This is a genomic window from Yersinia alsatica (assembly GCF_902170305.1).
Taxonomy (GTDB): domain Bacteria; phylum Pseudomonadota; class Gammaproteobacteria; order Enterobacterales; family Enterobacteriaceae; genus Yersinia; species Yersinia alsatica.
Genome location: NZ_CABHWW010000009.1, coordinates 139,504 through 164,052 on the forward strand (window position 1 = coordinate 139,504; position 24,549 = coordinate 164,052).

Below are 24,549 nucleotides of genomic sequence, written 5' to 3' on the forward strand. Positions count from 1 at the left end.
AAAGAGAGCTATATAGATCTCAGCTCAGTCATCACGACAACTCCCAGAGCATGCTATGGATTATTTTACATTATTCGGGCTGCCGGCTCAGTATCAGATCGACGGCAACCAACTCACTACCCGCTATCAAGAATTGCAACGCCAATTCCACCCCGATCGTTTTGCAAATCAGCCTGAACGCGAGCGTTTGGCCTCTTTGCAGCAAGCCGCGACCATCAATGACGCCTATCAAACCCTCAAGCATCCGTTAAAACGGGCTGAGTATATGCTATCTTTGCAGGGTTTTGATTTGGGCAACGAACAGCACACTATGCGTGATACCGCGTTTCTGATGGAACAATTGGAACTGCGGGAAGAGCTTGATGCTATCGAACGTAAGCCAGATGCCGAGACACAGCTGGCGGCCTTCAATAACCGCCTTGCTGTGATGACGCAAACGCGCAGTCAGCAGATGGTTGAGCAACTGGACAAGCAGCAGTGGGAACAGGCGGCTGATACCGTGCGGAAATTACGTTTTCTGGATAAATTGCACCAGCAGGTCGAGCAACTGGAAGAGCGGCTGTTTGACGACTTTGCCTGAGTACCTGATTGATAAAAATAAATAAAACTCAATTTATTGATCACTATAATGCCCGACTCATTCTTATTAGAGCGATAGCGCCACATAGATTTTACTTTTTAGACTCATGATTGATGGAAGCTCAACATGGCCTTATTACAAATTAGTGAGCCTGGTTTAACTGCTGCGCCGCATCAACGTCGGCTGGCCGCAGGAATAGATTTAGGTACCACCAACTCATTGGTAGCCACAGTGCGCAGCGGTAAAGCGCAAACGCTGGCAGATGAACAGCAGCGGGATCTTTTACCGTCTGTCGTTCATTATCAACAAGATGGCATTGATGTCGGTTGGAACGCGCGTCATTTAGCCGCACTGGACCCGGTCAATACCATCAGCTCGGTCAAACGTATGATGGGCCGCTCTCTGGCGGATATCAAACAGCGCTACCCCAATCTGCCTTACCAATTCCAGCCGAGTGAAAATGGCTTGCCAATGATCCAGACCGTCACCGGGTTGGTCAATCCGGTGCAGGTGTCTGCGGACATTCTCAAAACATTGGCACAGCGCGCCCAGGCGGCATTGGAAGGGGAGTTAGACGGGGTAGTGATCACCGTTCCTGCCTATTTTGATGATGCGCAGCGCCAGGGCACCAAAGATGCTGCCCGTCTGGCTGGGTTGCATGTGTTGCGTCTGCTTAATGAGCCGACCGCTGCCGCCATTGCCTATGGCCTGGATTCAGGTCAGGAAGGGGTTATCGCCGTTTACGATTTAGGGGGCGGGACATTTGATATCTCTATCCTGCGTTTAAGTCGTGGGGTATTCGAAGTGTTGGCAACCGGTGGTGATTCAGCACTGGGCGGTGATGATTTTGACCACTTATTGGCCGACTGGCTGCGTGAGCAAGCTGGTATAGATTCCCGTGATGATCATGGTATTCAGCGGCAACTACTCGATGCGGCAATTGCCGCCAAAATTGCGTTAAGTGATGCTGATTCTGTTGAGGTGTCGGTGGCGGGCTGGCAAGGGCAAATTACCCGTGCCCAGTTTGAATCTCTGATTGCCACATTAATTAAGCGCACATTGATGGCTTGCCGCCGGGCATTAAAAGATGCTGGCGTCACTGCTGATGAAGTATTGGAAGTGGTGATGGTGGGCGGTTCGACCCGGGTTCCTTTGGTGCGTGAGCAAGTGGGACAATTCTTTGGCCGTATGCCACTGACCTCAATTGATCCCGATAAAGTAGTCGCCATCGGTGCCGCCATTCAAGCAGACATTCTGGTTGGAAATAAACCTGACAGTGACATGCTGCTGCTTGATGTTATCCCGCTGTCTTTAGGGCTGGAAACCATGGGCGGCTTAGTCGAGAAAGTCATACCGCGTAATACCACTATTCCAGTCGCCCGCGCTCAAGAGTTCACCACCTTTAAAGATGGTCAAAGCGCGATGATGATCCACGTGCTGCAAGGCGAACGTGAGTTGGTGCAAGATTGCCGCTCTTTGGCTCGCTTTACCTTACGTGGTTTACCGCCATTGCCCGCCGGCGGCGCACATATCCGTGTGACTTTCCAGGTGGATGCCGACGGTTTATTGAGTGTCACGGCGATGGAGAAATCTACTGGCGTTGAAGCATCGATTCAGGTGAAGCCCTCTTATGGGCTGTCTGATGATGAAATTGCCAATATGATTAAAGATTCGATGGCGAATGCGCAAAGTGATATCGGCGCGCGTAAGCTGGCGGAGCAACAAGTCGAAGCTTCCCGTGTGCTGGAGAGTTTACAAGGCGCATTGGCCGCAGATGCAGCATTACTCAGTGAGCAAGAAAGTACCGCGATCGCTCAGGCAATGGCGGCATTACAGCAGCAGATGCAGGGCACTGACCCACACGCAATCGAAGCTGCGATAAAGGCGTTAGATGCACAAACGCAAGATTTTGCCGCGCGCCGGATGGATGCTTCTATTCGCCGTGCTTTGGCTGGCCATTCAGTGGATGAGGTTTAATCATGCCTAAAATAGTATTTCTGCCCCATAAAGACCTTTGCCCGGATGGTGCAGTACTGGAAGCAACTCAAGGTGAAACTATACTGGATGTTGCCTTACGCAATGGGATTGACATCGAACATGCCTGCGAGAAATCCTGCGCTTGCACTACCTGTCACTGTATCGTGCGAGAAGGCTTTGATTCTCTGCCAGAAAGCAGTGAACTGGAAGATGACATGCTGGACAAAGCCTGGGGTCTGGAGCCGGAGAGCCGCCTGAGCTGTCAGGCCAGAGTCACCGACGAAGATCTGGTGGTTGAGATCCCGCGTTATACCATTAACCACGCAAGAGAGCACTGATATGAGCTTAACGTGGCAAGATACCCGTGAGATTGGCGAAGCCCTTTACGATCAATTCCCGGATACGGATCCTAAAACCGTGCGTTTTACGGATATGCACCAATGGATTTGTGATTTGGAAGATTTTGAGGATGATCCTCAGGGATCAAATGAAAAAATACTCGAGGCAATTTTGCTGGTTTGGCTGGATGAGTTTGAATAACGCTACTCGTCATCTTTCAAGTTACAGGTGTGTTGGTGGCGCTCGCGCACCCGAATCACTGACTTATGTAAGCTTATCGGGATTTACTCACTTACCGCCTTCCTGCATCTTGAAATATATTGAGTAAAAATTGGGTCGCGTAAGCGGCCCTTTTTTGTACCTGATCTGATACCTTAGAGCTATGGCCCGCTAAGACGGCTATTTTACAGCAAGATTGGTAACCGCCGCGGTCAATATATGCCCTTCATCTTTCAAGTTGCAGGTGTGTTGTCTGCTCTCGGTCACCCGAATCACTTACTTGAGTAAGCTCATCGGGATGAACTCGTTTGTCGCCTTCCTGCACCATGAAATTTATTCGGTATAGACCTGCGTATAAGCAGCTGAATAACAGCAAAAAATAATAATGAAGAGGTAGTCCATGACAACAGAAATGATGCAAGTATCCCTATCCAATAATCCGGCAGATGCCCGCTGGGGCGAGAAAGCCCTGCTCAGTACTGATGCTGAGGGGATGACGATTCACCTGACCGGTAATGGCAAATTAGGTGCGATTCAACGTGCCGCCCGCAAAATAGACGGGCAAGGCATCAAACAAGTCAAACTGGCCGGGGAGGGCTGGGGTCTGGAGGAAAGCTGGTCATTCTGGCAAGGGTTCCGTGGGCCAAAAGGTCAGCGCAGCGTGGAGTGGGCAGAACTGCCAGAGCACGAAAAAACCGAGTTAGCGCAACGACTGAAAATTATCGACTGGGTGCGCGATACCATTAACGCCCCGGCAGAAGATTTGGGGCCAGAGCAACTGGCTAAAAATGCGATTGATCTGCTGTGCGCAGTATCCTGTGACGCTGTCAGCTACCGTATCACCAAAGGTGAAGATCTGCGCGAACAGGGCTATGCGGGGATCTACACTGTCGGTCGCGGATCTGATCGTGCGCCGGTATTATTGGCGCTGGACTACAACCCAACCGGTAATCCAGATGCGCCAGTAATGGCTTGTCTGGTAGGTAAAGGCATTACTTTTGATTCAGGCGGTTATAGCTTGAAACAGAGCGCATTCATGGATTCAATGAAATCCGATATGGGCGGTGCTGCGACAGTGACGGGTGCACTGGCATTGGCGGCGGCTCGTGGGCTAAAAGAGCGGGTAAAACTGTATCTATGTTGTGCGGATAATATGGTCAGCGGTAATGCCTTTAAGCTGGGTGATATTATTCGTTATCGCAATGGTAAGACAGTTGAAATTATGAATACTGATGCTGAAGGGCGTCTGGTATTGGCTGATGGCTTGATTGATGCCTCTGAGCAGAATGCACCACTTATTATTGATGCTGCAACCTTAACTGGCGCAGCAAAAACTGCTTTAGGTAATGATTACCATGCTCTGTTCAGCTTTGATGATGAACTGGCGCAAGAGTTGCTGAGCAGCGCCAAAACTGAGCATGAACCGTTCTGGCGCTTGCCACTGGCCGAATTCCATCGTAGCCAATTACCGTCTAATTTTGCTGAGTTGAATAACGTGGCAGGGGCGGCATACAGTGCTGGAGCCAGCACCGCTGCGGCATTTTTGTCACACTTCGTGAAAAATTATCAGCAAGGTTGGTTGCACATCGACTGTTCAGCCACTTACCGTAAAGGCGCGGTTGAGCAATGGTCTGCCGGTGCCACGGGTTTAGGTGTCCGTACTATTGCCAACTTGCTGTTAGCGAAAGCAAAACAGTAATTTTAATGATTTGAAAAGACGTTCGGGGCGCTTTTAGCGTCCCTTTGTTTGCTTGTTTTCTGGAGTAGAGCATGAGTTTGCCGCAACCCCCTGTTGATGATAGCCATGACCATCACCACCATGATGATAGTGACCAAAGTTTGGAGTCCCTGTTAAAACTGGCAGCGACAGAGTCTATCCATCGCACCGCTTTTTTCCGGGCACTGCTGGATGCGACTGTCCTAGTGTTGGTGGATGATGCAGAGCTGCGCGGTGAAGAGGGTGAAATGACCTTCACGGCGGGCGACGGGGTGAATATTTTGCATTGGGAAAAGCAGGATGGCGAATCTGTCATTCCTTTTTTCACCTCGGTCGAGGTACTACAGCAGGCGTTGGATATCGCCGAAGATCAATCCATTGACACTGAAAAACAGCCTTTTATTGCCATGCCGGTGCGGGTGTTGTTTGAAATGACGCAAGGCGCGTATCTGTTTTTGAATCCGAAATCAGAGCATGGCAAAGAGTTCTGGCCACAAGAAGTGGCAATGTTGCTGGAAAATGGCGGTTTGGCGCAACCGGCTGAAATGGTTGTGGATAAAGAGAGCCAGATCCTGCTAGGGCAGCCGGAAGAATATCCTGCGGCGATGGTCGATGCATTGATCCAGTTATTCAGTCAGCGCAAACCGGTGCGGCGCGCATTTTTGGCACTGATGCACGATAAAAGTGTAGATGAGAAACCTAACTTATTGATCGGGCTGGAAGTTGACGGTTCCGATGATGAGATTGACCAACTGATTCAAGAAGCGGGTAATGTCGCCAGTGACCATGCGCCAGATGATGGGCCGGTGGATTTTTGTGTGGTCAATGAGAAAGAGCGTGGCGTCAGTCATTATCTGATGACTCACACCCAAGCATTTTACCAGCGTAAGTGGGGCAGTTGGCTGAGAAATGTTATTCCGTCGACCAATCATTAGTCGGCCAATGAATGAAAGAAAAGGGAGCCCATCGCGGCTCCCTTTTTGACTACTTATGATTTGTATTGCACAACATTATCATTGCTACATGAATAACTTAGCGCGTGACTTAGAAAGTGTAAGCAACACCCAGATTGATGGTTATTGGAGTCTCAACTTTTTTGCCTTTCGATAACATCACTTCAGAGTTGACTGACAGGTTGCGCGTCAGGTTTACATTGATACCCACACCTGCGTTAGTGCGTGAACCTTTCTGGCTGTTATCAAATTTCTCTTTATTAATCATCACGTCGTTACGTGCGCTAAGGTCATGAGCATAAGATAATGCGCCATATGGAGCGATTGAGACGCCGTTATTCAGCACAAAGCGATAACCGGTATTCACCCCGAGAGTCCCCGTGGTGGTACTTGAACCCTGATTCTCAATTACCATGCCGTTAGACAGTTGCTGCTTAGCTTTGCCAGAGGTGAAGTTGCTCAGGCCAACATAAGGAGAAACATACATGGCATCAACAGTGATATGTTTACCGGCTTTTACTGCCAGACCCAGGCCAGAGAAGTTAGTGGCACCGCTCGCATTGTTGCCTTTCGAAATGACGCTAAGGTTCTGTTTAAACTGGTTGGTTTTCAGCACAGTATTAAAGTAGTAACCACTGTTTGCCAAATATTGAGCATAAGCACCCAAAGAGTTACTTTCTACACTGCCGCTGCTCTGGTAGTCAGATTTAATGTTTGAGCTACTGTGGCTGGCGAAACCACCAAGGCTCAAAGTCGCCTCACCCAAATCAATGGCTTTATCACCACCTAAAGTTACGCCGTTCAGCTTCTGGTTGAAATTAGCGGCAGTACCTTTAACCTGATAGTTGTTGTTCAGGTAATTGGCCCAGACACCACTTTCATTGCCCGCAGAACGTTGTGCATCAAGGCGGTTGTGAATTGAACTTAATTCGGCATCAAAGATAACTGGTGTGGTATTTGCTATTGCCAAAGCACCGGCACTACTTGGTGTCAGTGCAGTTTTATCAGCAACCAACTTAAAGCCACCGTTGCCATCACTGACCAGATTATGCTGATAGTTACCCAGATCTACCGGCCCATTAGCCAGTCTCAAGTTAGAACTATTCTTCCCTTTGACATTCATTACATTCAGATTAGTTGGCGCGACACCGGAGCTATCAATCTGAATATCGAAATCACCATCAGCATTGCCAATGACGTTTAGTGGCGCACCAGCATGGTTATTCAGTGCTGAACCTAAATTAAAGCCACCCTTACCTGCCAGTGATTTCATGGTTAACTGAGCATTAGACTTGCTCATATCAATGTTACCGCCACTCAGCTTCACATCTTTAAAGGCAAACTGTGCTGGCTGGTTATTGCTAACCGCGCGGGCAGAACGTGCAAAGTTGGCAGCAGCTTGTGCCTGGCTAACTAACACCATGTTGCCAGCTAAATTAAGGTCGACATCTTGGGTGTTTGCACCGTCATGTACAGCGATGAAACTATTTTTAGTGGCATCAATTTTACCGCTGACAACGGCTGTTTTGGCGAATGTAGTTGCGCCGCCATTCAGGACGGTATTGCCAGTTAATTCGCCAGCAATCAATGCATCACCGTTTTCAACTACCAATTTATGCGCCTGAGCGCGTGCCATCAGGTTAAATTTACCTTTTTTCACCTGAGTATCGTTGGCAACTGCACCGGCCTGAACATCAAATACACCGCCATCAATGATGGTGCCGGAGGCTACAGCGTCATTTGCAAGGGTAAATTTGCCGCCATTCACCGTGGTGTTCTCAGCGGTGGCATCTTTAGCCAGCTTGAAGTCACCCATATTAAGAGTGGTATTAGTGGCAGTAGCACCGGCCTGAACACCAAATGCACCGCCATCAATGATGGTGCTATCTGCGATGCCTTCCAATACGAAGGCACTGCTGTCACTGGCTAGGGTGGTGTTGGTGGCTTTTGCACCAGCATTAACGGTGAAAGTACTATCACTACCAATATAGGTATCTTGTGTTTCAGCGCCGTTTTGCAGGGTAAACTTGGAGCTCTCTTGCAATTTGGTGCCATCGGCCTTAGCGCCAGCGACTAGCTCTAGATCAGTAGAACGCAACTCGGTGTTTAGGGCTTCGGCACCCTTGTTGATGGTGAATACCGCCTTATCGTGTACTTTGGTGGCTTCAGCTTTAGCTCCTGACTCAAGGATTAGTTCTGCATGCTCATTTGCTAATGTAGTCTCTTTGGCAATGGCACCGTCATTAACCGTCATAGTGCCATCGATAATGTTGGTCAGTTCAGCTTCAGAGCCGCCCTCAAGGGTAAACTGCCCATCGTTGTCTACATGGGTGCCGGTAGTTTTAGCTTTGTTTTTAAGTGTGAAATGGCTACGTAGTCCGACCAGAGTATTATCAGCAGTCGCGCCTTCAACCAAATCCAGTTTGGTATCAAGCAGAGTGGTTTTGTTTGCTGTTGCACCCTTAGCGATAGTTAATGTGCCACCATCAATCCAGGTGTTAAAGGCCTTAGCGCCGTCTTGCAGTTCTACAATACCTTTTTCACTGCGCAGGTTATGAATTTCTGCATATTCACCAACAGTTGCTTTACCGCCTTCAGCAACTTGTGCATTGACGGATTTAGCGATGTTGATGATTTCTGTTTTACCGCTACCTGTTTTTTCCCCTTTCAGAGCTAGTACAGCATCAGCATCCACAACAGTATCGGTATCAGTACCGCCGTTATTGTTTAGGGTACCTTTGGTGATGACAGTGCCATAAGCCAAAGCACCGACAGCCAGATTTACGTTGCCATCTTCAGTAATAACACTGTTAATGATAGTGCCTTTCTCCGCCACATTTTGTTCACCACCAGCGACGTTGGTATCTATGGCAACAGCATCAGGATCAACAGTTTGCTTTTCTCCTGAGGCAATAGTTTGCTCAACAGCGGGCGCATCAACAGTTGCATTAGCCGATGTGTTTAGCTGAGCAACGGCATCTTTAGCACTATCAAATTTTTTAGTTCTATCTTGCAGTGCAGTGTTCGTTATGTTCTGGGCCGCATCTGCCAGATTAAATACCTTTTGTTGTGCTTGAGTGGCTTTTTCGGCTGCTAAGAGTGCTTCTGCAGCCTCGGTCACTAATTTGGCGGCTTCTTTAGCCTCTTTTATCTCTTGTAGGGCAGCTTCAGCTTGGTTTTTTTTGAGTGGCTCGTTGAGCGCGTCATTTAGCTTTGTTTCGATATCTTTATCATTAGCAGCCCAGCTCTTATCCACAAGTTTAATCGCAGCGTCATCTTTGCCAGCAAGGGCGGTTAATGCATTGTTAGCGTCATCTTTTGCGTTTTTAGCTTCGGTCTCTTTTATCTTAAGCTGGTCTAATTCAGCTGCAGATTCTGCCTTAATTTTTTTTGCTTCTTCATCTGCGGCTTGCGCTTGCTCATTAGCCAGTTTAGCGATGGCCTCTGCATTAATTTTCTGATACTTATCTTTAACATTCTGTTGCAGCTTTTCTGCTTGCTCAGGGCTGAGTACGTTTTGAGTGACAAAAGCTTGGAACTTGTCGAGCGCACTTAATTCAGCTTGTTGCTGCTGCTTGATGCTCTCAACTTTTTGGGTAATTTCTGGCGATAGCGTTGAGTCATCGTTGGCTAGGGTAGCCTCTACCAGTGACTCAATTTCTTTAGCAGTGAATTGACCCGATATAGGAAGTGAATTGATATCATTAGTGATTTTATCCTTTAATTTTTCACTAAGTTTATCCAAATTACCTTGGGTTTTGTCCTTCGCATAGGCAATCGTAGCTTCAAACAGCTCATTTTCGCTTTGCGCAATTTTTTCAAATTTGGCTAACTCTGTTTCTTTTAACGCTTTATCGGCAGGATCCTGTGCTGCACCCACTTCCTTCGTCAGCTTTGCAATTTCTTCGTCGGACGTCTTTTTCTGTTCATCAAACTGTTGCTGAACTTGAGTCAGCATTTCTGGGGTAATCTTCATATCAGCAGGGAACATCGATTCCAGCATGCTATCAGGTTTGCTCTTACTATTAGTGGTCAGAGCGTCAGTAGTTATTAGAAAACTACCGCCATTCGCGACGCGCTGAGAATCACTTGTTGGCACTGCGGTAGCAGCCATTGCGCCACCAGAAACCAGTGAGGAGATAAGAATCGAGAGTGGTAATAAACGCGTATTTAATGTGTTGCGGTGATTCATTGTTTTATAAACCCTATTTATAGAAAAAATCCACGAAATAAATCCGTGAGGTAATTAACAGTGAGATATTTTTCGTGAAATATAATGAAGTTATTTGAGGGTTGCTATTTATTAAAATATTAAGTTTTAACTTTCATATTAATTTGATTTTTACTTTCTTTTATATATTCATTTGTCTTTTTATGTTGTTGTTTTTATTGTAATTATTTTTATTTAATTCTATTTTGTTCGTTTTCTGAATAATTAAATCAAACTTTTTAAAAAAATATTAAATATGACTTGGCATGTTTTTAGTGTTGTTTTTAACCAAGCGGTAATTGTTTTCTTGATGAGAATATTCCCAATGAGTCGCTCTCTATATTCCCCTTCAGACGAATGCTATAATCTTGCCATCAACCAGGGAGCAAGATATGAATCACAATGGTTTGCAGCGGTTAATGTCGAAAATGAAAGGGGGCCAAATGGCTCTCTTTATCAGTGCAGTATTGTTATTGGCTGCCTGTGATGACAGCAGCAAAAATAAGGACGTTGCCGTGCCATCTGCTCCGGCCAGCACACAAACCAGTGAGCCCGTCAGTAAAACCACGAGCAATAAAACCCATGATGCTGCCGCATTGGCTGAGTTGGCAAAACACCATGCCGGTCAGCCACTCACTTTGCTGGATGCCTCTGAATTACAGCTTGATGGTGCCAGTGCCATGGTGCTGACTTTCTCGCAACCGCTGGACCCCAAGCAAGACTTCTCCTCTGTGGTACATCTGGTTGATACCGTCAGCGGTAAAATTGACGGCGCTTGGGAGCTGTCAGATAACATGATGGAGTTGCGCTTACGCCACCTTAAACCCGAGCGTAAATTGCTACTCACTGTCGATAGCCAGTTGAAAGGCATCGGTGGTGCTCAACTTGGCAAGCAACAGCAACAACAAATCACCACCCGCGATATCAAACCGAGTGTCGGTTTTGCCAGCAAAGGCTCTTTATTGCCGGGCAAGTTGGCACAGGGCTTGCCAGTGATGGCGGTCAATGTGGCTAGTGTTGACGTTAACTTTTTCCGCATTAAACCGAGCAGCCTGGCGAGCTTTCTGGCTAATTGGCAGTACCGCAGTGCGCTGTCAAACTGGGAATCGGACGACCTTCTGAAAATGGCCGATTTAGTCTATACCGGCCGTTTTGACCTCAATCCCGCGGCCAATACCCGCGAAAAGCTGTTACTTCCGTTAGCGGATATCAAGCCGTTGCAAGAGTCCGGGGTCTATCTGGCAGTGATGCAACAAGCTGGGCGTTACAATTACACCAATGCTGCGACCTTATTTACCCTGAGTGATATTGGCGTTTCGTTGCACAGCTACCATAACCGTATGGATGTGTTTGCTCAGGCACTAGCCGGTGGCGCGGCTTTAAAAGGTGTCACACTGCAATTGCTGGATGAAAAAGGCCAGGTGCTGGTCCAGACCGAAACCGACGGGCAGGGTCATGCGCAGTTGGAAAAAAACAGCAAAGCGAAATTGCTGCTAGCTTCGCAAAACGGGCAGACCAGCCTGATCGACCTTAATTTACCGGCGCTGGACCTGGCTGAGTTTGATATTGCCGGGCCAGAAGGTTTCCAGAAGCAATTCTTTGTGTTTGGTCCGCGTGACCTGTATCGCCCCGGCGAGACGTTAATTGTCAATGGCTTACTGCGTGATGCCGATGGTAAAACACTCGCCAGCCAACCGGTCAAAGTGGATATCCTCAAACCTGACAATCAGGTGGTGCGCAGCTTTGTCTGGCAGCCACAAGAGGGTCTGTATCAATACCAATATGCCATTCCTGAAAGCGGCCCTACCGGTGAGTGGTCACTGCGCATGGATCTGGGCGACAACCAACCGCGCTTATACAAATTCAAAGTAGAAGATTTCCTGCCAGAGCGCATGGCATTGGACATCACCGCCAGCAAAGAGCCAATAGCCACCAACAGCGAAGCCAGCTTTGCGGTCACCGGCCGCTATTTATATGGCGCTCCAGCTGCTGGCAACCGCCTGCAAGGCCAACTATTCCTGCGGCCGTTGCGCGAAGCGGTGGCAACTCTCCCCGGCTTCGAATTCGGTTCAATTAATGAAGAAAATCTGTCGCGCACTTTGGATGAGTTTGATACCACGCTAGACAGCGACGGGCAGGCGGAGATCGCCGTCGATAACAGTTGGCAGGAGGCAAAATCGCCACTGAAACTGATTTTACAGGCCAGTTTGTTGGAGTCCGGCGGGCGGCCTGTTACGCGCCGTGCTGAGCAGGCATTATGGCCAGCCGAGGCACTGGCTGGCATTCGCCCGCTGTTCAACAAGCAGCAAGTCTATGATTATCGTAGCGATAGCTATAAATCACAGGCCATGGTCGATCAAGATACCCAGGCTGATTTTGACATTGTCTATGCCAATGCTGAGGGTGAAAAACTGGCGGCTAATGGCTTAAAAGTGAAGCTGGTTCGTGAGCGTCGCGACTATTACTGGCAGTGGTCGGAAAGTGATGGCTGGCAGTCGCTGTTTGACAAAAAAGATCTGACACTGGCCGAGCAGTCAGTGGATATTCCTGCTAATGGCAGCGCCAAAGTCAGCTTCCCGGTCGAGTGGGGTGCTTACCGCATTGAGGTGAGCAATCCAGATAACTCACTGGTCAGTAGCTCCCGCTTCTGGGCCGGTTATAGCTGGCAGGATAATACGGCGGGTAGTGGTGCGGTTCGCCCTGATCAGGTCAAACTGACACTGGATAAACCGGCTTATCGGCCGGGCGAAAAAGTGAAATTACACATTGAGGCACCCACTGCCGGTAATGGTTATTTGCTGGTGGAGTCCAGTGATGGCCCATTGTGGTGGCAGGAAGTGAGCATCCCGGCGGGGGGCACTGAGGTTGAGGTGCCGATTAACGCGGATTGGAATCGCCATGATTTATATCTCAGCGCGACAGTGATTCGCCCTGGTGATAAATCGCAGCAGGCCACGCCAAAACGCGCCATTGGTTTGCTGCATCTGCCTCTGGTTGATGAAACCCGCAAACTGGCGCTGGAATTGGCAGCACCTGCCCGCATTCGCCCTAACCAAACCTTAACGGTAAAAGTGAAAGCCAGCCGCACCGGCGCGCCGTTACCACAAAACGTGCAAGTGTTGCTGTCAGCCGTCGACAGCGGGATTCTGAATATCACGGATTACACCACTCCCGATCCTTACGACGCTCTCTTTGGCCGCAAACGCTACAGTGCCGATCAATATGATGTTTATGGGCAATTGATTGAAGGGCAAGGGCGTTTGGCCAGCTTGCGTTTTGGTGGTGATGGCGATGACGAAGATGCGCTGTCTCGTGGGGGTAAAAAGCCCATTACCGAGGTCACTATCGTGGCGCAGCAAGCCCAGCCAGTCACCTTAAATGCACAGGGGGAGGGGGTTGTTGAGCTCGCCATTCCTGACTTTAATGGTGAATTGCGCTTGATGGCACAAGCCTGGAGTGATGAAGACTTCGGCAAAGCGGAGTCAAAAGTGGTGGTCGCGGCTCCGCTGATTGCCCAACTGGCTACCCCGCGTTTTCTGGCGGGCGGAGATAGCACCGAGCTGGCATTGGACTTGAGCAATTTGTCCGGTCAACCACAAACGCTGTCACTCAACTGGGCAGCCAGCAACTTATTGGCATTAACGGGCGCGCAAACTCAGGCTGTCACTCTGGCAACGGGTGAGCGCAAAACCGTGCTGATTCCGGTGCGGGCCTTGAATGGTTTTGGTCAGGGCGATATTGGGCTGACCATCACTGGCATGGTCTTGCCGGATGAAAAATTGGCAGATTATCAGCATCATTGGAAAATTGGCATTCGTCCGGCTTACCCAGCTCAGACTCGCCATTTTTCTAATGTGCTGCACAGTGGCGATAGCTGGAGCCTACCGGCAGAGGCAATTGACGGGCTAGTCCCTGAAACTCTGCAAGGGCAGCTGTTAATCACCAGCCGCCCACCGCTGAATCTGGCTCGTTATATCACTGAATTATATGCCTATCCTTATGGCTGTCTCGAACAGACGGTGAGCGGGCTATATCCATCGTTGTACAGCAATAATGCGCAACTGACCGCACTGGGTATCAAAGCGGATAGCGATGAAAAACGGCGTAAAAGCATTGATGTCGGGATTGAGCATCTGCTCAGTATGCAGCGTCATAACGGCGGTTTTGGCTTGTGGAGTAATGACAGCCCGGAAGAGTTCTGGCTGACAGCCTATGCCACTGATTTCCTCTATCGTGCCAGCCAGCAAGGGTACAGCGTGCCAGTGGCCGCGTTAAGCGCCGCCAATAATCGGTTGCAGCGCTATTTGCAAGACCCGAGTCAGGTACAAATTCGTTACAGTGAACAGAGCAACCACACCCGCTTTGCGGTGCAAGCTTATGCCGGTTTGGTGCTGGCGCAACAGCAGCAGGCATCCTTGGGAGCATTACGTCAATTGTATACCCGCAGCAATGATGCGCGCTCCGGCTTGCCGTTGGTGCAACTTGGCGTGGCGCTGAAATTGATGGGGGATATGCCAAGGGCTAAAGCAGCCATTACTCAAGGGCTGAACACCCCGCGCAGTGACAAAGATTATTGGTTGGAAGATTACGGCAGCTCGCTGCGTGATGACGCGCTGATTTTGGCACTGCTGACCGACAATAACCTGCTGCCGCAAGTGCGTGACACTCGGCTATTGGAATTATCTAATGCGCTGGTGGGCCGTAACTACCTATCTACCCAAGAGAGTAACGCACTGTTCCTGGCTGGGCGCACCCTGATGAATGGGGCTGAAACACCGTGGCAGGTAGCGATTGCGCCACAGGCGGAGCCGATTGCAGAGAGTCCGACATTGACTCAGAATGCGGCGCTTAATCAAAACTGGTCAGCTCAACAGCTGGCGGGCGGGATGCAATTACAAAATCGCGGCGATGTCGCCCTGTATAGCCGTTTGGATGTGGTGGGATACCCACTGCAAACGCCAGCGCCATTGAGTAATAATTTGCATATCAGCCGCAGCTATATTGGGCTTGATGGTAAGCCGCTGAATTTATCAAATCTGAAAAGCGGGGAGTTGGTTCTGGTGTACTTAGATGTCTGGGCTGATAAGCGCGTACCGGATGCTCTGGTGGTGGATTTACTGCCAGCCGGTTTGGAGCTGGAAAACCAGAATTTGGGTGACAGCAGCGCCAGTCTAGGGGGGAGCGCCAACAGTGTGACGGAGTTATTGCAGGATATGCAGCAGTCGGATATCAAGCATCAGGAGTTCCGTGACGATCGCTATGTGGCGGCCGTCAATGTTGACCCATACCGCCACACAACCTTGCTCTATCTGGCACGCGCGGTGACACCGGGCATTTATCAAGTACCGGCTCCGCAGGTCGAATCCATGTATGTCCCGGATTGGCGGGCGCTGGGAAGTACCGTGCCGCAGCTTGAAGTTTCTAAGTAAACACTCACTCCCCTTTATGGCTGGCAGTAAGCTACTGTAAGGGGGAGGTGAATACCATCGATGCAAAAACGACGCAAAATTTGGGCGCTGGTGCTGATTGTTGTGCTCTTTCCGGCTGCTTTGTGGCTGGCGGATAGACTTTGGCCGCTACCTTTGACCGAGGCTCAGGTGGCTCGGGTGGTGGTGGCGGAAGATGGCACACCATTATGGCGCTTTGCTGATGCGGACGGGGTATGGCGTTATCCGGTCTCCTTGCGCGATGTTTCGCCCTATTACCTGCAAGCCTTGTTAACCTTCGAAGATCGCTGGTTTTACCGGCACCCGGGAGTGAACCCGCTGTCACTGATCCGCGCTGCCGGGCAGGATTTACGTGCCGGTAAGATTCTTTCTGGCGGCAGTACGCTATCAATGCAAGTTGCCCGCCTGATCGATCCTCATCCCCGCACGTTGTTGGGTAAGTTGCGCCAAGTCTGGCGAACCGCTCAGTTGGAGTGGCACTTTTCCAAAGACCAAATCCTCGAAATTTATCTGAATCGCGCCCCTTTTGGCGGCACATTGCAAGGAATTGGTGCTGCCAGTTGGACTTATCTGGGCAAGCCTCCCTCGCAACTGACCCCGGCAGAAGCGGCACTATTGGCTGCGTTACCGCAAGCTCCAAGCCGGTTACGGCCAGATCGCTATCCACTGCGCGCCAAAGCGGCCCGCGATAAAGTGTTAACTCGGCTGGCTGACTATCAGGTGTGGTCAGTGCAGCAGGTGGCTGATATCAAACAAGAAGATATCTGGCTCGCACCGCGTCAGGTGCCGCAATTAGCGCCATTACTGGCTCGGCGCTTAACCAGTGGCAATCAACGGGAAGTGATTCAGACGACTTTGGATGCCGGGTTACAGCGGCAGTTAGAAGAGATGGCTGCGGGGTGGCGTCATCAGCTACCAGAGAAAACGTCGCTAGGATTGCTGGTGGTGGACCACACCAGCATGAATGTACGTGCTTACCTCGGTTCGGTCGATTTTCAGGACGACAGCCGCTTTGGTCATGTGGATATGGTCAGTGCCTGGCGTTCACCGGGATCGACACTGAAGCCATTTCTCTATGCTATGGCATTGGATGATGGTCTGATTCATGCTGAATCACTGCTGCAAGATGTGCCGCGCCGCTTTGGCGATTACCGCCCTGGTAACTTTGACACTGGATTTCATGGCCCGGTGAGTGCCAGTGAGGCGCTGGTACGTTCACTGAATCTCCCTGCGGTGCAGCTATTGGAAGCCTATGGGCCGAAGCGCTTTACCGCCAATTTACGCAATGGCGGCCTGAATTTACGTTTTCCTCTGCACAGTGAGCCGAGTTTAGCCGTGATCCTTGGCGGTACCGGCTCGCGACTGGACCAGTTAGTTGCGGCGTACAGTGCTTTTGCGCGTGGTGGAATGGCGGCTACATTGCGCTTTGAACCACAACAGCAAGTGCAGGAGCGGCGCTTATTCTCCGCAGGAGCGGCATGGATTACCCGGCGCATCATGGCAGGGGAGGCGCGGCCATTACCGGATGATATTTTACCTGCCACCGTGCCGTTGGCATGGAAAACCGGTACCAGCTATGGATATCGTGATGCTTGGGCTATTGGCATTAATGCCCGCTATACCATTGGCGTGTGGGTTGGGCGGCCAGATGGTACACCGGTTGCGGGTCAATTTGGTTATGCCACCGCGATACCGATTCTCAATCAGGTCAACAATGTGTTGATGACAGCTTTACAGCAAAATGGTCGTCGATTGCCTGTTGATCCTCGGCCCTCGTCCGTCAGCCGGGAAGAAATTTGTTGGCCCGGCGGCCAACCACTGGCCATCGGCGACACTAATTGCCGACAGCGGCGTCAAAGTTGGGTGCTTGATGGCACACTCCCACCGACATTGGCTGCACCTGGGCAGGAAAATATTCAGGGGAGCCAGCTCAGTATTTGGCTTAATTCGCAGGGGCAACGGGTTGCCGCGGATTGTCCCAATGCGCTACCGCGGCAGCTAACATTATGGCCATTGCCACTCGAACCTTGGCTACCGATAACTGAGCGACGCAGCCAACGGCTACCCACTGCTAGCCGTGAATGCCCACCACAAGGGGGTGTTGATGTGGCCCCATTGCTGATTTTGGGGATACGCAACGGCGCGGTAGTGAAACGTTTGCCGGGCCAGCAACATCTTGACCTTCGTCTGGCGGTGCAGGGGGGGCGAGGGCAACACTGGTGGTTCCTCAATGGGGAGCAAGTTGCAATAACTGAAAATAATCAATCATGGGTACAGACTTTATCTCTGCCCGGCAGTTATCAGCTTAATGTATTGGATGAAAGTGGTCAGGTTAGCAATTTGGTCTTTCGGCTGGACTAGAATACCTCACTTGAACTAATTACAAGTAACAACCCATTCTTTATATCTCTTCTTAATATAATATTTTCATAATAAAAAATATATTAATAATTAATCCTCCATTGCGATAATGTGTATTTGTGAAATTTCACGCTATTAATTCTAATAATGAAAATAATAAGTTTGGAGGGGGTGTGATAAAGTATCAATCTTTTTTATTACTCATTCTGTTTATTTTAATATTGAGTTCTAATGTGTACTCTAGTCAGCCAAAAGTCTGTTTTTTTATTGATGAAAATTATCAAGGGGAGGTACTCTGCACGACAGAGAGTAATGCTGTTAATGTCCTTCCACCTAAATGGAATGACAACATATCATCTATTAAAGTTCCTTATGGTATGGTGGTTTCAGTTTCTAAAGATGTAAATTTCTCAGGCAAAACACTGACTTTTAAAGATAATGTTGATTCATTGCTTTTACTGAAATGGGCAAATTTGAATGATGAAATTAGCTCTTTTAGAGTCAGAAGTGCCGCTTGTTTTTATGAGTTTGATGGATTTTCTGGCGAATCATTTTGTTTATCAGGTAATGAAAGTATCGACCTTTATCAGAATATTAATCCTGGTAGGCCGTATCGTATTGTGAACCCCCTTAATGATAGGATTAGCTCTATATCAATACCAGACGATACTCAGGTTACAATTTACAAGGATGATGAATATACCGGCACACGTTTTGTTCTAATGAATTATTTCTCACTTGATGAATTAGAGAAAATTGGCATGAGCAGGGAGATAACTAGCATTAAGGTTGATCAACAAGAAATGTTCATTTGTGATCAATATTGTGTTGTCAAAGGAATATTATCCATTCCATTAGGGTATGGTTTTGGACCCTATTGGTTAGACGATAGAATTAGAAATAAAGAAGCATTAGTTAGTTTTAACTTTAGTGGGCATGATAATTATTCGCTTGATTTTTTTAATGATATAATTATTAAAATCGTAGATAAGATGATATTGTTTGTCCATAAAAGTGCTAAAGAGAATAGTTTTGTTTTTGAATTGGATAAAAGGAGTGATACATTATCATTTCTACTGAGGTTTAATGGTGGATATTCTGAAATTCAATTTATTGAATCTGTAGGAAGTCAACCTTTATATATTTCACCCATAGTTGGCTCTCTATTTGATTTTGGCTTGAGTAATTTAAATCTCAGGGTCAATAGTTTTAATGAAAGTAACTTACTGGTTATTAATAAAATAGTATTAACGGCAGAGAAGAAATTTACTCGATCAAAACGGGGAACCATGGGAACTGCCGCCTGTTGGCTTATGCCTATTATGAGTATTTATAACTATGTTATTCAGGGCAAGTGCAATCAGGTAGACAGATTTGTAAATAATGTTCATGATTTTTTTGATAATAATGACGATAAAATATTACAAATATCCGGTTCAGCAAAACCGTATCCAAAAATAAAGGTTAATGACCCCATCGAGTTTGACACACCCTCGGTAGGCTTCTCTTCTAAAGTTGAAGGTGCATTAACCCATATTAATACCGATATGAGCGGAGAGGCACTAACGGTGCCGGCAACAGCATTAGCCTGTAATGTTTCTCTCAAGGAACAATTACTTCCTCACCTGCGCTTACGCCGCGATCTGACATCCGGTTGTGTTGAATGGACATTAAATATTTTGACTGATTTCACTCTGCTCTTTGGCGGCAGTGTAGCCTATTGGAATGCTAACCATTTTGGTCAGGTCATTGAACATATTATTAAAGAAGGCAACACAGGGCAGGGTGCCTCGAATAGTGAAGTCGAAAGGCGTCTAGTAGAAAATGTCCAGAAACACTTGGCTGAAAATAATAGTAATTTGATTAATGTAAAAACGGCATTTGATTTTTCACAACTGAGTTATGCGGATTATTTGCAACATCATGATCCAGAGACAGAAGTCCATCCGCCACTTATTGCACAAGAATTACCGATGGGGCGCTATGAATTAGCACTACAGAATTTCCAATTTATTGAGACAATACCGCGCATTCGCCGTGAAGGGCAGTGGATGGAAGACACTGAATTACACTTTGAGACCGAAGTCATTAGCGGTTTAGCCGACGACACATTAGCCGCGCGGCAAACTATTCTACCTGTGATTAATAAGTGGCGACGTACCTATCATCAGGCTAAGGCTCGGTCATTAATGACCATTGCGCCAAATGAAAGTGGCGATAATCCTACGACTACTGCTTATGAGATTGAAGCAAATGATCAGGCTATTGCTGATAATAACGCCGCGACCGATGATACTGTTATTGAGGCCGCGCGTTTAGTGAGTGATGTTGCTCAGAGTTGGTTAAGAACCAGCCGTGATGATTATATCTATATTGTTGTTCGCCTTGCGGGACAAATAGTCAGTATCACGATGGCGATGGATATTAATGAGTCAGATACTGGCATTGCCGGTTCATTGACTAATCCCGATTACGTTTTGCGCCCAGAAGTGGAGGGCGGGATTAGAGGCGCAGGGACGGCAGCAATCAGAGCTTTGGCTGACCACCTGAGTAAAAAAGGCAAACGATCTTTGGTCTCTGATGTGATTAGTAAACCATCTGCCATGGTGAAAAAGAAAGTGGGTTTTAAATTTATCAATGAGCTTTGACTCGATGACTCGATATCTATCCATTTTGCCGCAATCTCAGTGCAGCAAACTGATTTTTATGTGAAATGTGAGTTGTGCATAAAAATAAGCAATTAAGATAAATATTTTTTAATGAAATGTTGTGATTCCCGTATGCAAGTGCCAAACACCCACATATAATCAGCGGCCACTGTACAGGGTCGGCATAATTTTGTAGTAAAGGAACCGTCCGCCAGCCAAACGTAAGTGTTTATTGATGATGCTTATCGGGGCGGGTTCCGAGTCCGGTCAATATTAAATACCTAATAGAGGTTATCATGGCTTTAGAACGTACTTTCTCCATTATCAAACCAAATGCTGTTGCCAATAACGACATCGGTGCCATTTATGCGCGTTTTGAAAGTGCTGGCTTCAAAATTATTGCTGCTAAAATGCTGCACCTGACCAAAGAGCAAGCTGAAGGTTTTTACGCAGAACATAAAGGTCGTCCATTCTTCGATGGTTTGGTTGAATTTATGACTTCTGGCCCAATTATGGTTCAGGTTCTGGAAGGCGAAAATGCAGTTCAACGTAACCGCGATATCATGGGCGCAACTAACCCAGATAATGCACTGGCGGGCACATTACGTGCTGACTATGCTGATAGCTTCACCGCTAACGCGGTACACGGTTCTGACGCTGTTGAATCAGCTCAACGTGAAATTGCTTATTTCTTCGCCGCGGATGAAATTTTTCCACGCAGCTAATTAATTGATTCAATGCAAGAATGGCTGCTATTTAATCAACTGAAACAATAAAGTTGACCGGGCAGCTTTCCAATCATGGAATCCATGCTTTAAAATTCGTACAATGCCGCGCCCCGGTGGAGACATCTCTCCCGGGGCGTTCTATTATTTATTCATCGCCGTTTCGAAAGCCGTACCCGGTTTAAAGCGCAGCGCCGTAAAGTGTAACAACGAGGCCACGACAACTCATGTCTGAACAATTACTAACTGCATCAATGCCGATTGATGCTGCCCCTCTGTCTGACAACGCGGTTGAAACCACTGCACCCGTCAGCAGCAAAATCAATCTGCTTGATTTAAATCGTCAGCAAATGCGCGAATTTTTTGCCGAGATGGGCGAGAAGCCTTTCCGTGCAGACCAGGTCATGAAGTGGATGTATCACTATTGCTACGATGATTTCGAGCAAATGACCGACATTAATAAAGGGTTGCGCGCCAAGCTACAGCGGGTGGCAGAAATCCGCGCGCCTGAAGTGGCGCAAGAGCAGCGCTCAACCGATGGCACCATTAAATGGGCCATCAAAGTTGGCGACCAGCAAGTCGAGACGGTGTATATCCCTGAAGGTGAGCGCGCTACCTTATGCGTATCCTCTCAGGTAGGTTGTGCATTGGAATGCAAATTCTGTTCAACCGCCCAGCAAGGTTTTAACCGCAACCTGCGCGTTTCTGAAATTATCGGTCAGGTTTGGCGGGCGGCGAAAATTATCGGTTCACTAAAATCAACCGGCACCCGGCCCATTACTAACGTGGTGATGATGGGGATGGGCGAACCATTGCTGAACCTGAATAACGTGGTACCCGCGATGGATATCATGATGGATGATTTCGGCTTCGGTTTATCCAAACGCCGCGTGACGTTATCCACTTCCGGGGTAGTTCCGGCGCTGGATAAACTGGGTGATATGATTGACGTTGCGCTGGCTATTTCGCTGCATGCTCCGACAGATGATATCCGCGATGAAATTGTGCCAATTAACCGTAAATACAATATCGAAACCTTCCTGGCGGCGGTTCGTCGCTATTTGGCGAAATCCAACGCCAATGGCGGGCGCGTTACGGTTGAATACGTTATGCTGGATCACATCAATGACAGCACCGAACAAGCTCATCAACTGGCTGAATGTTTGAAAGACACGCCATGTAAGATTAACTTGATTCCATGGAACCCGTTCCCGGGCGCACCTTACGGCCGTAGCTCAAACAGCCGGGTGGATCGTTTCTCTAAGGTATTGATGGAATACGGTTTTACTACCATAGTTCGCAAGACTCGTGGCGATGATATCGATGCGGCATGTGGCCAATTGGCCGGTGAAGTAATTGACCGTACCAAGCGAACCTTGAAAAAGAAAATGGCGGGTGAACCTATCGCTATTAAAACAGTCTGATGCTTAATGCCAGCTGTTTGTGTATAACTAATTGTTATTAAACTTATAATTTGTTAGATAATCGATGCTAAAAAGGTTATTCAAAAGTCGGTAATGGGAATAACATGAGTGCCTGATTTAGGTACTTATCTTCATCATAAGGACAATTGAGAAAGCATGAAGCTGACAAGACTGTGGAGAGTTTGCCTGATAGCAACGGTATTAGCTGGCTGCTCCGGCTCATCGCCGGAAAAAGCGAGCCAACCCGCGGCAGGGCAGACACGTTTACAACTGGGTTTAGAATATCTGGCGCAAGGTGATCTTAATGCTGCGCGGCAGAATCTTGAGAAGGCTGTAGCGGCGGATCCACAGGATTATCGCGCTCAATTGGGCATGGCTTTTTATGAGCAACGCATTGGTGAAAACGCAGCAGCAGAGCAGCGCTATCAACAAGCAATGAAACTGGCACCTGGAAATGGCACGGTAATGAATAATTACGGTGCGTTTCTGTGTAGTTTAGGGCAGTATGTACCGGCCCAACAACAGTTTAGCGCAGCGGTGCTGTCGCCTGATTACGGTCAGGTTGCAGATAGTCTGGAAAACGCTGGATATTGCTTTTTGCGGGCGAATCAAAATGACCAGGCTCGAGTACTCTTGAGTCGGGCATTGAAGTATGATCCGGACAAAGGTGAGCCGCTGCTTGCAGAAGCTCAACGGCATTTTGGAGAAGGGAATCGCGCTCAGGCGCAACTTTTACTGGATGTTTATCAACATGTACTTCCAGCCAGTGCTGAAAGTTTATGGTTACAAATTCGTTTCGCCGCGCTAGCGGGCCGTCAAGATAGCGTACAACGCTATGGCAAGCAGCTTGCGCGAAGTTTTCCACAATCCAAACAGTACCAGCATTTTCTAGCTAATGAATACTGAAGCCTCCCAAGATCAAACTGTTCCAGAGACGACAGGTGTGCGCCTGCGTCAAGCCCGTGAAGCACTCGGGCTCACTCAGCAGATGGTTGCCGAACGTCTGTGTCTGAAAGTATCCACAATCCGTGATATTGAGGAGGATAAAGCACAAGCTAATCTCGCCTCAACATTCCATCGTGGTTACATTCGTTCTTACGCCAAATTGGTTCACCTTCCTGAAGATGAACTGTTACCCATGCTGGCAAAGCAGGCTCCAATCAGAGCAGCAAAAGTTGCCCCAATGCAAAGTTTCTCATTGGGCAAAAAGCATAAAAAACGTGATGGCTGGTTGATGAGTTTCACCTGGCTAATTGTGTTGGTTGTGCTCGGTCTGACAGGGGCATGGTGGTGGCAAAATCATCAGGCGCAGCAAGCAGAAATAGTCACTATGGCTGATCAATCCTCTGCTCAACTGTCGCAAAATGGCGGGCAACCAGTGCCGCTGGCTGATGATAATAGCGATTCTGGAGCCTCTATGGATGCTCAGGCTCCGGTCGCGAATAACCAGCCTTCTACTCCAACAGCAAACGGAACTGCACCTGCGACAAGCAATGCAGCTCCGGTGGATGCGGCAAATAACCCGGTCGCTACAACAACCCCTCAAGGAACAACTCCAGCGGAGTCTGCGGTTGTTTCCCCTAGTCAGGCACCTTTGCCTGAGGTTTCTACCGCGCAATCACCTTTACCTACAGCAGACGCTGGGGTAAATGGTGCTGCATCATCTGTGGGTTCATTAGTGATGAACTTTACGGCTGATTGTTGGTTACAGGTCGTTGATGCGAGCGGAAAGACATTATTTAGCGGTATCCAAAAAGGGGGCGCGACCCTCAATCTATCGGGTAAAGCTCCTTATAAGCTGACCATTGGTGCACCAGGTGCATTAACGATTACCTATCAGGGGAATCCAGTAGATCTGAGTAAGTTTATTAAGGCTAATCGCGTAGCCCGCCTGACTGTCGGTGTAGAGTAATATTGTGTTTTTGACAAACAACTCAGTGGTTCGAAAA

General features: G+C 48.3%; 14 protein-coding genes. 13 read left to right on the plus strand and 1 reads right to left on the minus strand.

All coding sequences use genetic code 11. The features are described from left to right. The first annotated feature begins 55 nt into the window (after positions 1–55). From hscB to sseB, 6 genes are all read left to right on the plus strand, one after another. Positions 56–580, plus strand: coding sequence for a co-chaperone HscB (gene hscB, locus FTA96_RS05430; protein ID WP_050108033.1), 525 nt, complete (start codon positions 56–58; stop codon positions 578–580). 126 nt (positions 581–706) lie between these two features. Beyond that, on the plus strand, positions 707–2,557 hold the full coding sequence (gene hscA, locus FTA96_RS05435; protein WP_050108031.1) for a Fe-S protein assembly chaperone HscA: 1,851 nt from the start codon (positions 707–709) through the stop codon (positions 2,555–2,557). Between the two features lie 2 nt (positions 2,558–2,559). Beyond that, positions 2,560–2,895 (plus strand): ISC system 2Fe-2S type ferredoxin, encoded by a 336-nt coding sequence (gene fdx / locus FTA96_RS05440; RefSeq protein WP_004707904.1) that lies wholly within the window; start codon positions 2,560–2,562, stop codon positions 2,893–2,895. Position 2,896: 1 nt separating this feature from the next. Beyond that, positions 2,897–3,097: a Fe-S cluster assembly protein IscX gene (gene iscX / locus FTA96_RS05445; RefSeq protein WP_050108030.1), complete on the plus strand. Its 201-nt coding sequence runs from the start codon at positions 2,897–2,899 to the stop codon at positions 3,095–3,097. A 418-nt stretch (positions 3,098–3,515) separates the two neighbouring features. Beyond that, positions 3,516–4,814, plus strand: a complete 1,299-nt coding sequence (pepB, locus tag FTA96_RS05450) for an aminopeptidase PepB (RefSeq protein WP_050122964.1) — start codon at positions 3,516–3,518, stop codon at positions 4,812–4,814. A gap of 71 nt (positions 4,815–4,885) precedes the next feature. Further along, a complete protein-coding gene (gene sseB / locus FTA96_RS05455; protein ID WP_145573305.1) occupies positions 4,886–5,767 on the plus strand; it encodes an enhanced serine sensitivity protein SseB in 882 nt (293 codons plus the stop codon). Positions 5,768–5,876: 109 nt separating this feature from the next. Here the strand turns inward: sseB and FTA96_RS05460 are convergent, their stop codons facing one another. Continuing rightward, positions 5,877–9,977: an autotransporter outer membrane beta-barrel domain-containing protein gene (locus FTA96_RS05460; protein WP_145573306.1), complete on the minus strand. Its 4,101-nt coding sequence runs from the start codon at positions 9,975–9,977 to the stop codon at positions 5,877–5,879. A 410-nt stretch (positions 9,978–10,387) separates the two neighbouring features. On the opposite strand from FTA96_RS05460, the gene FTA96_RS05465 reads away from it, so the two are divergent. The 7 genes from FTA96_RS05465 to rodZ all read left to right on the plus strand — a co-directional run bounded on the left by FTA96_RS05465 (position 10,388) and on the right by rodZ (position 24,512). After that, entirely contained in the window at positions 10,388–15,424 is a 5,037-nt protein-coding gene (locus FTA96_RS05465; protein ID WP_145573308.1) for an alpha-2-macroglobulin family protein, read from the plus strand. Between the two features lie 60 nt (positions 15,425–15,484). After that, positions 15,485–17,803: a peptidoglycan glycosyltransferase PbpC gene (pbpC, locus tag FTA96_RS05470; protein WP_145573310.1), complete on the plus strand. Its 2,319-nt coding sequence runs from the start codon at positions 15,485–15,487 to the stop codon at positions 17,801–17,803. Positions 17,804–17,979: 176 nt separating this feature from the next. Beyond that, on the plus strand, positions 17,980–20,451 hold the full coding sequence (locus tag FTA96_RS05475) for a peptidase inhibitor family I36 protein (RefSeq protein ID WP_391592621.1): 2,472 nt from the start codon (positions 17,980–17,982) through the stop codon (positions 20,449–20,451). 296 nt (positions 20,452–20,747) lie between these two features. After that, positions 20,748–21,176, plus strand: a complete 429-nt coding sequence (gene ndk, locus FTA96_RS05480) for a nucleoside-diphosphate kinase (protein ID WP_145573312.1) — start codon at positions 20,748–20,750, stop codon at positions 21,174–21,176. 254 nt (positions 21,177–21,430) lie between these two features. Then, complete coding sequence (locus FTA96_RS05485) at positions 21,431–22,600, plus strand: bifunctional tRNA (adenosine(37)-C2)-methyltransferase TrmG/ribosomal RNA large subunit methyltransferase RlmN (RefSeq protein WP_230676838.1); 1,170 nt, start codon at positions 21,431–21,433, stop codon at positions 22,598–22,600. A 156-nt stretch (positions 22,601–22,756) separates the two neighbouring features. Further along, entirely contained in the window at positions 22,757–23,506 is a 750-nt protein-coding gene (gene pilW / locus FTA96_RS05490) for a type IV pilus biogenesis/stability protein PilW (protein WP_050108020.1), read from the plus strand. Beyond that, a complete protein-coding gene (gene rodZ, locus FTA96_RS05495; protein WP_050108018.1) occupies positions 23,496–24,512 on the plus strand; it encodes a cytoskeleton protein RodZ in 1,017 nt (338 codons plus the stop codon). The genes pilW and rodZ overlap by 11 nt, the downstream gene beginning before the upstream one ends. Positions 24,513–24,549 lie beyond the last annotated feature (37 nt).

Bases quoted from the DNA above. Each gene is read 5' to 3' on its own strand.
- fdx (WP_004707904.1), top strand. From the start codon at position 2,560: ATGCCTAAAATAGTATTTCTGCCCCATAAAGACCTTTGCCCGGATGGT.
- pilW (WP_050108020.1), top strand. From the start codon at position 22,757: ATGAAGCTGACAAGACTGTGGAGAGTTTGCCTGATAGCAACGGTATTA.
- iscX (WP_050108030.1), top strand. From the start codon at position 2,897: ATGAGCTTAACGTGGCAAGATACCCGTGAGATTGGCGAAGCCCTTTAC.
- ndk (WP_145573312.1), top strand. From the start codon at position 20,748: ATGGCTTTAGAACGTACTTTCTCCATTATCAAACCAAATGCTGTTGCC.
- FTA96_RS05460 (WP_145573306.1), bottom strand. From the start codon at position 9,977: ATGAATCACCGCAACACATTAAATACGCGTTTATTACCACTCTCGATT.
- sseB (WP_145573305.1), top strand. From the start codon at position 4,886: ATGAGTTTGCCGCAACCCCCTGTTGATGATAGCCATGACCATCACCAC.
- hscB (WP_050108033.1), top strand. From the start codon at position 56: ATGGATTATTTTACATTATTCGGGCTGCCGGCTCAGTATCAGATCGAC.
- hscA (WP_050108031.1), top strand. From the start codon at position 707: ATGGCCTTATTACAAATTAGTGAGCCTGGTTTAACTGCTGCGCCGCAT.
- FTA96_RS05465 (WP_145573308.1), top strand. From the start codon at position 10,388: ATGAATCACAATGGTTTGCAGCGGTTAATGTCGAAAATGAAAGGGGGC.
- FTA96_RS05485 (WP_230676838.1), top strand. From the start codon at position 21,431: ATGCCGATTGATGCTGCCCCTCTGTCTGACAACGCGGTTGAAACCACT.
- pepB (WP_050122964.1), top strand. From the start codon at position 3,516: ATGACAACAGAAATGATGCAAGTATCCCTATCCAATAATCCGGCAGAT.
- rodZ (WP_050108018.1), top strand. From the start codon at position 23,496: ATGAATACTGAAGCCTCCCAAGATCAAACTGTTCCAGAGACGACAGGT.
- pbpC (WP_145573310.1), top strand. From the start codon at position 15,485: ATGCAAAAACGACGCAAAATTTGGGCGCTGGTGCTGATTGTTGTGCTC.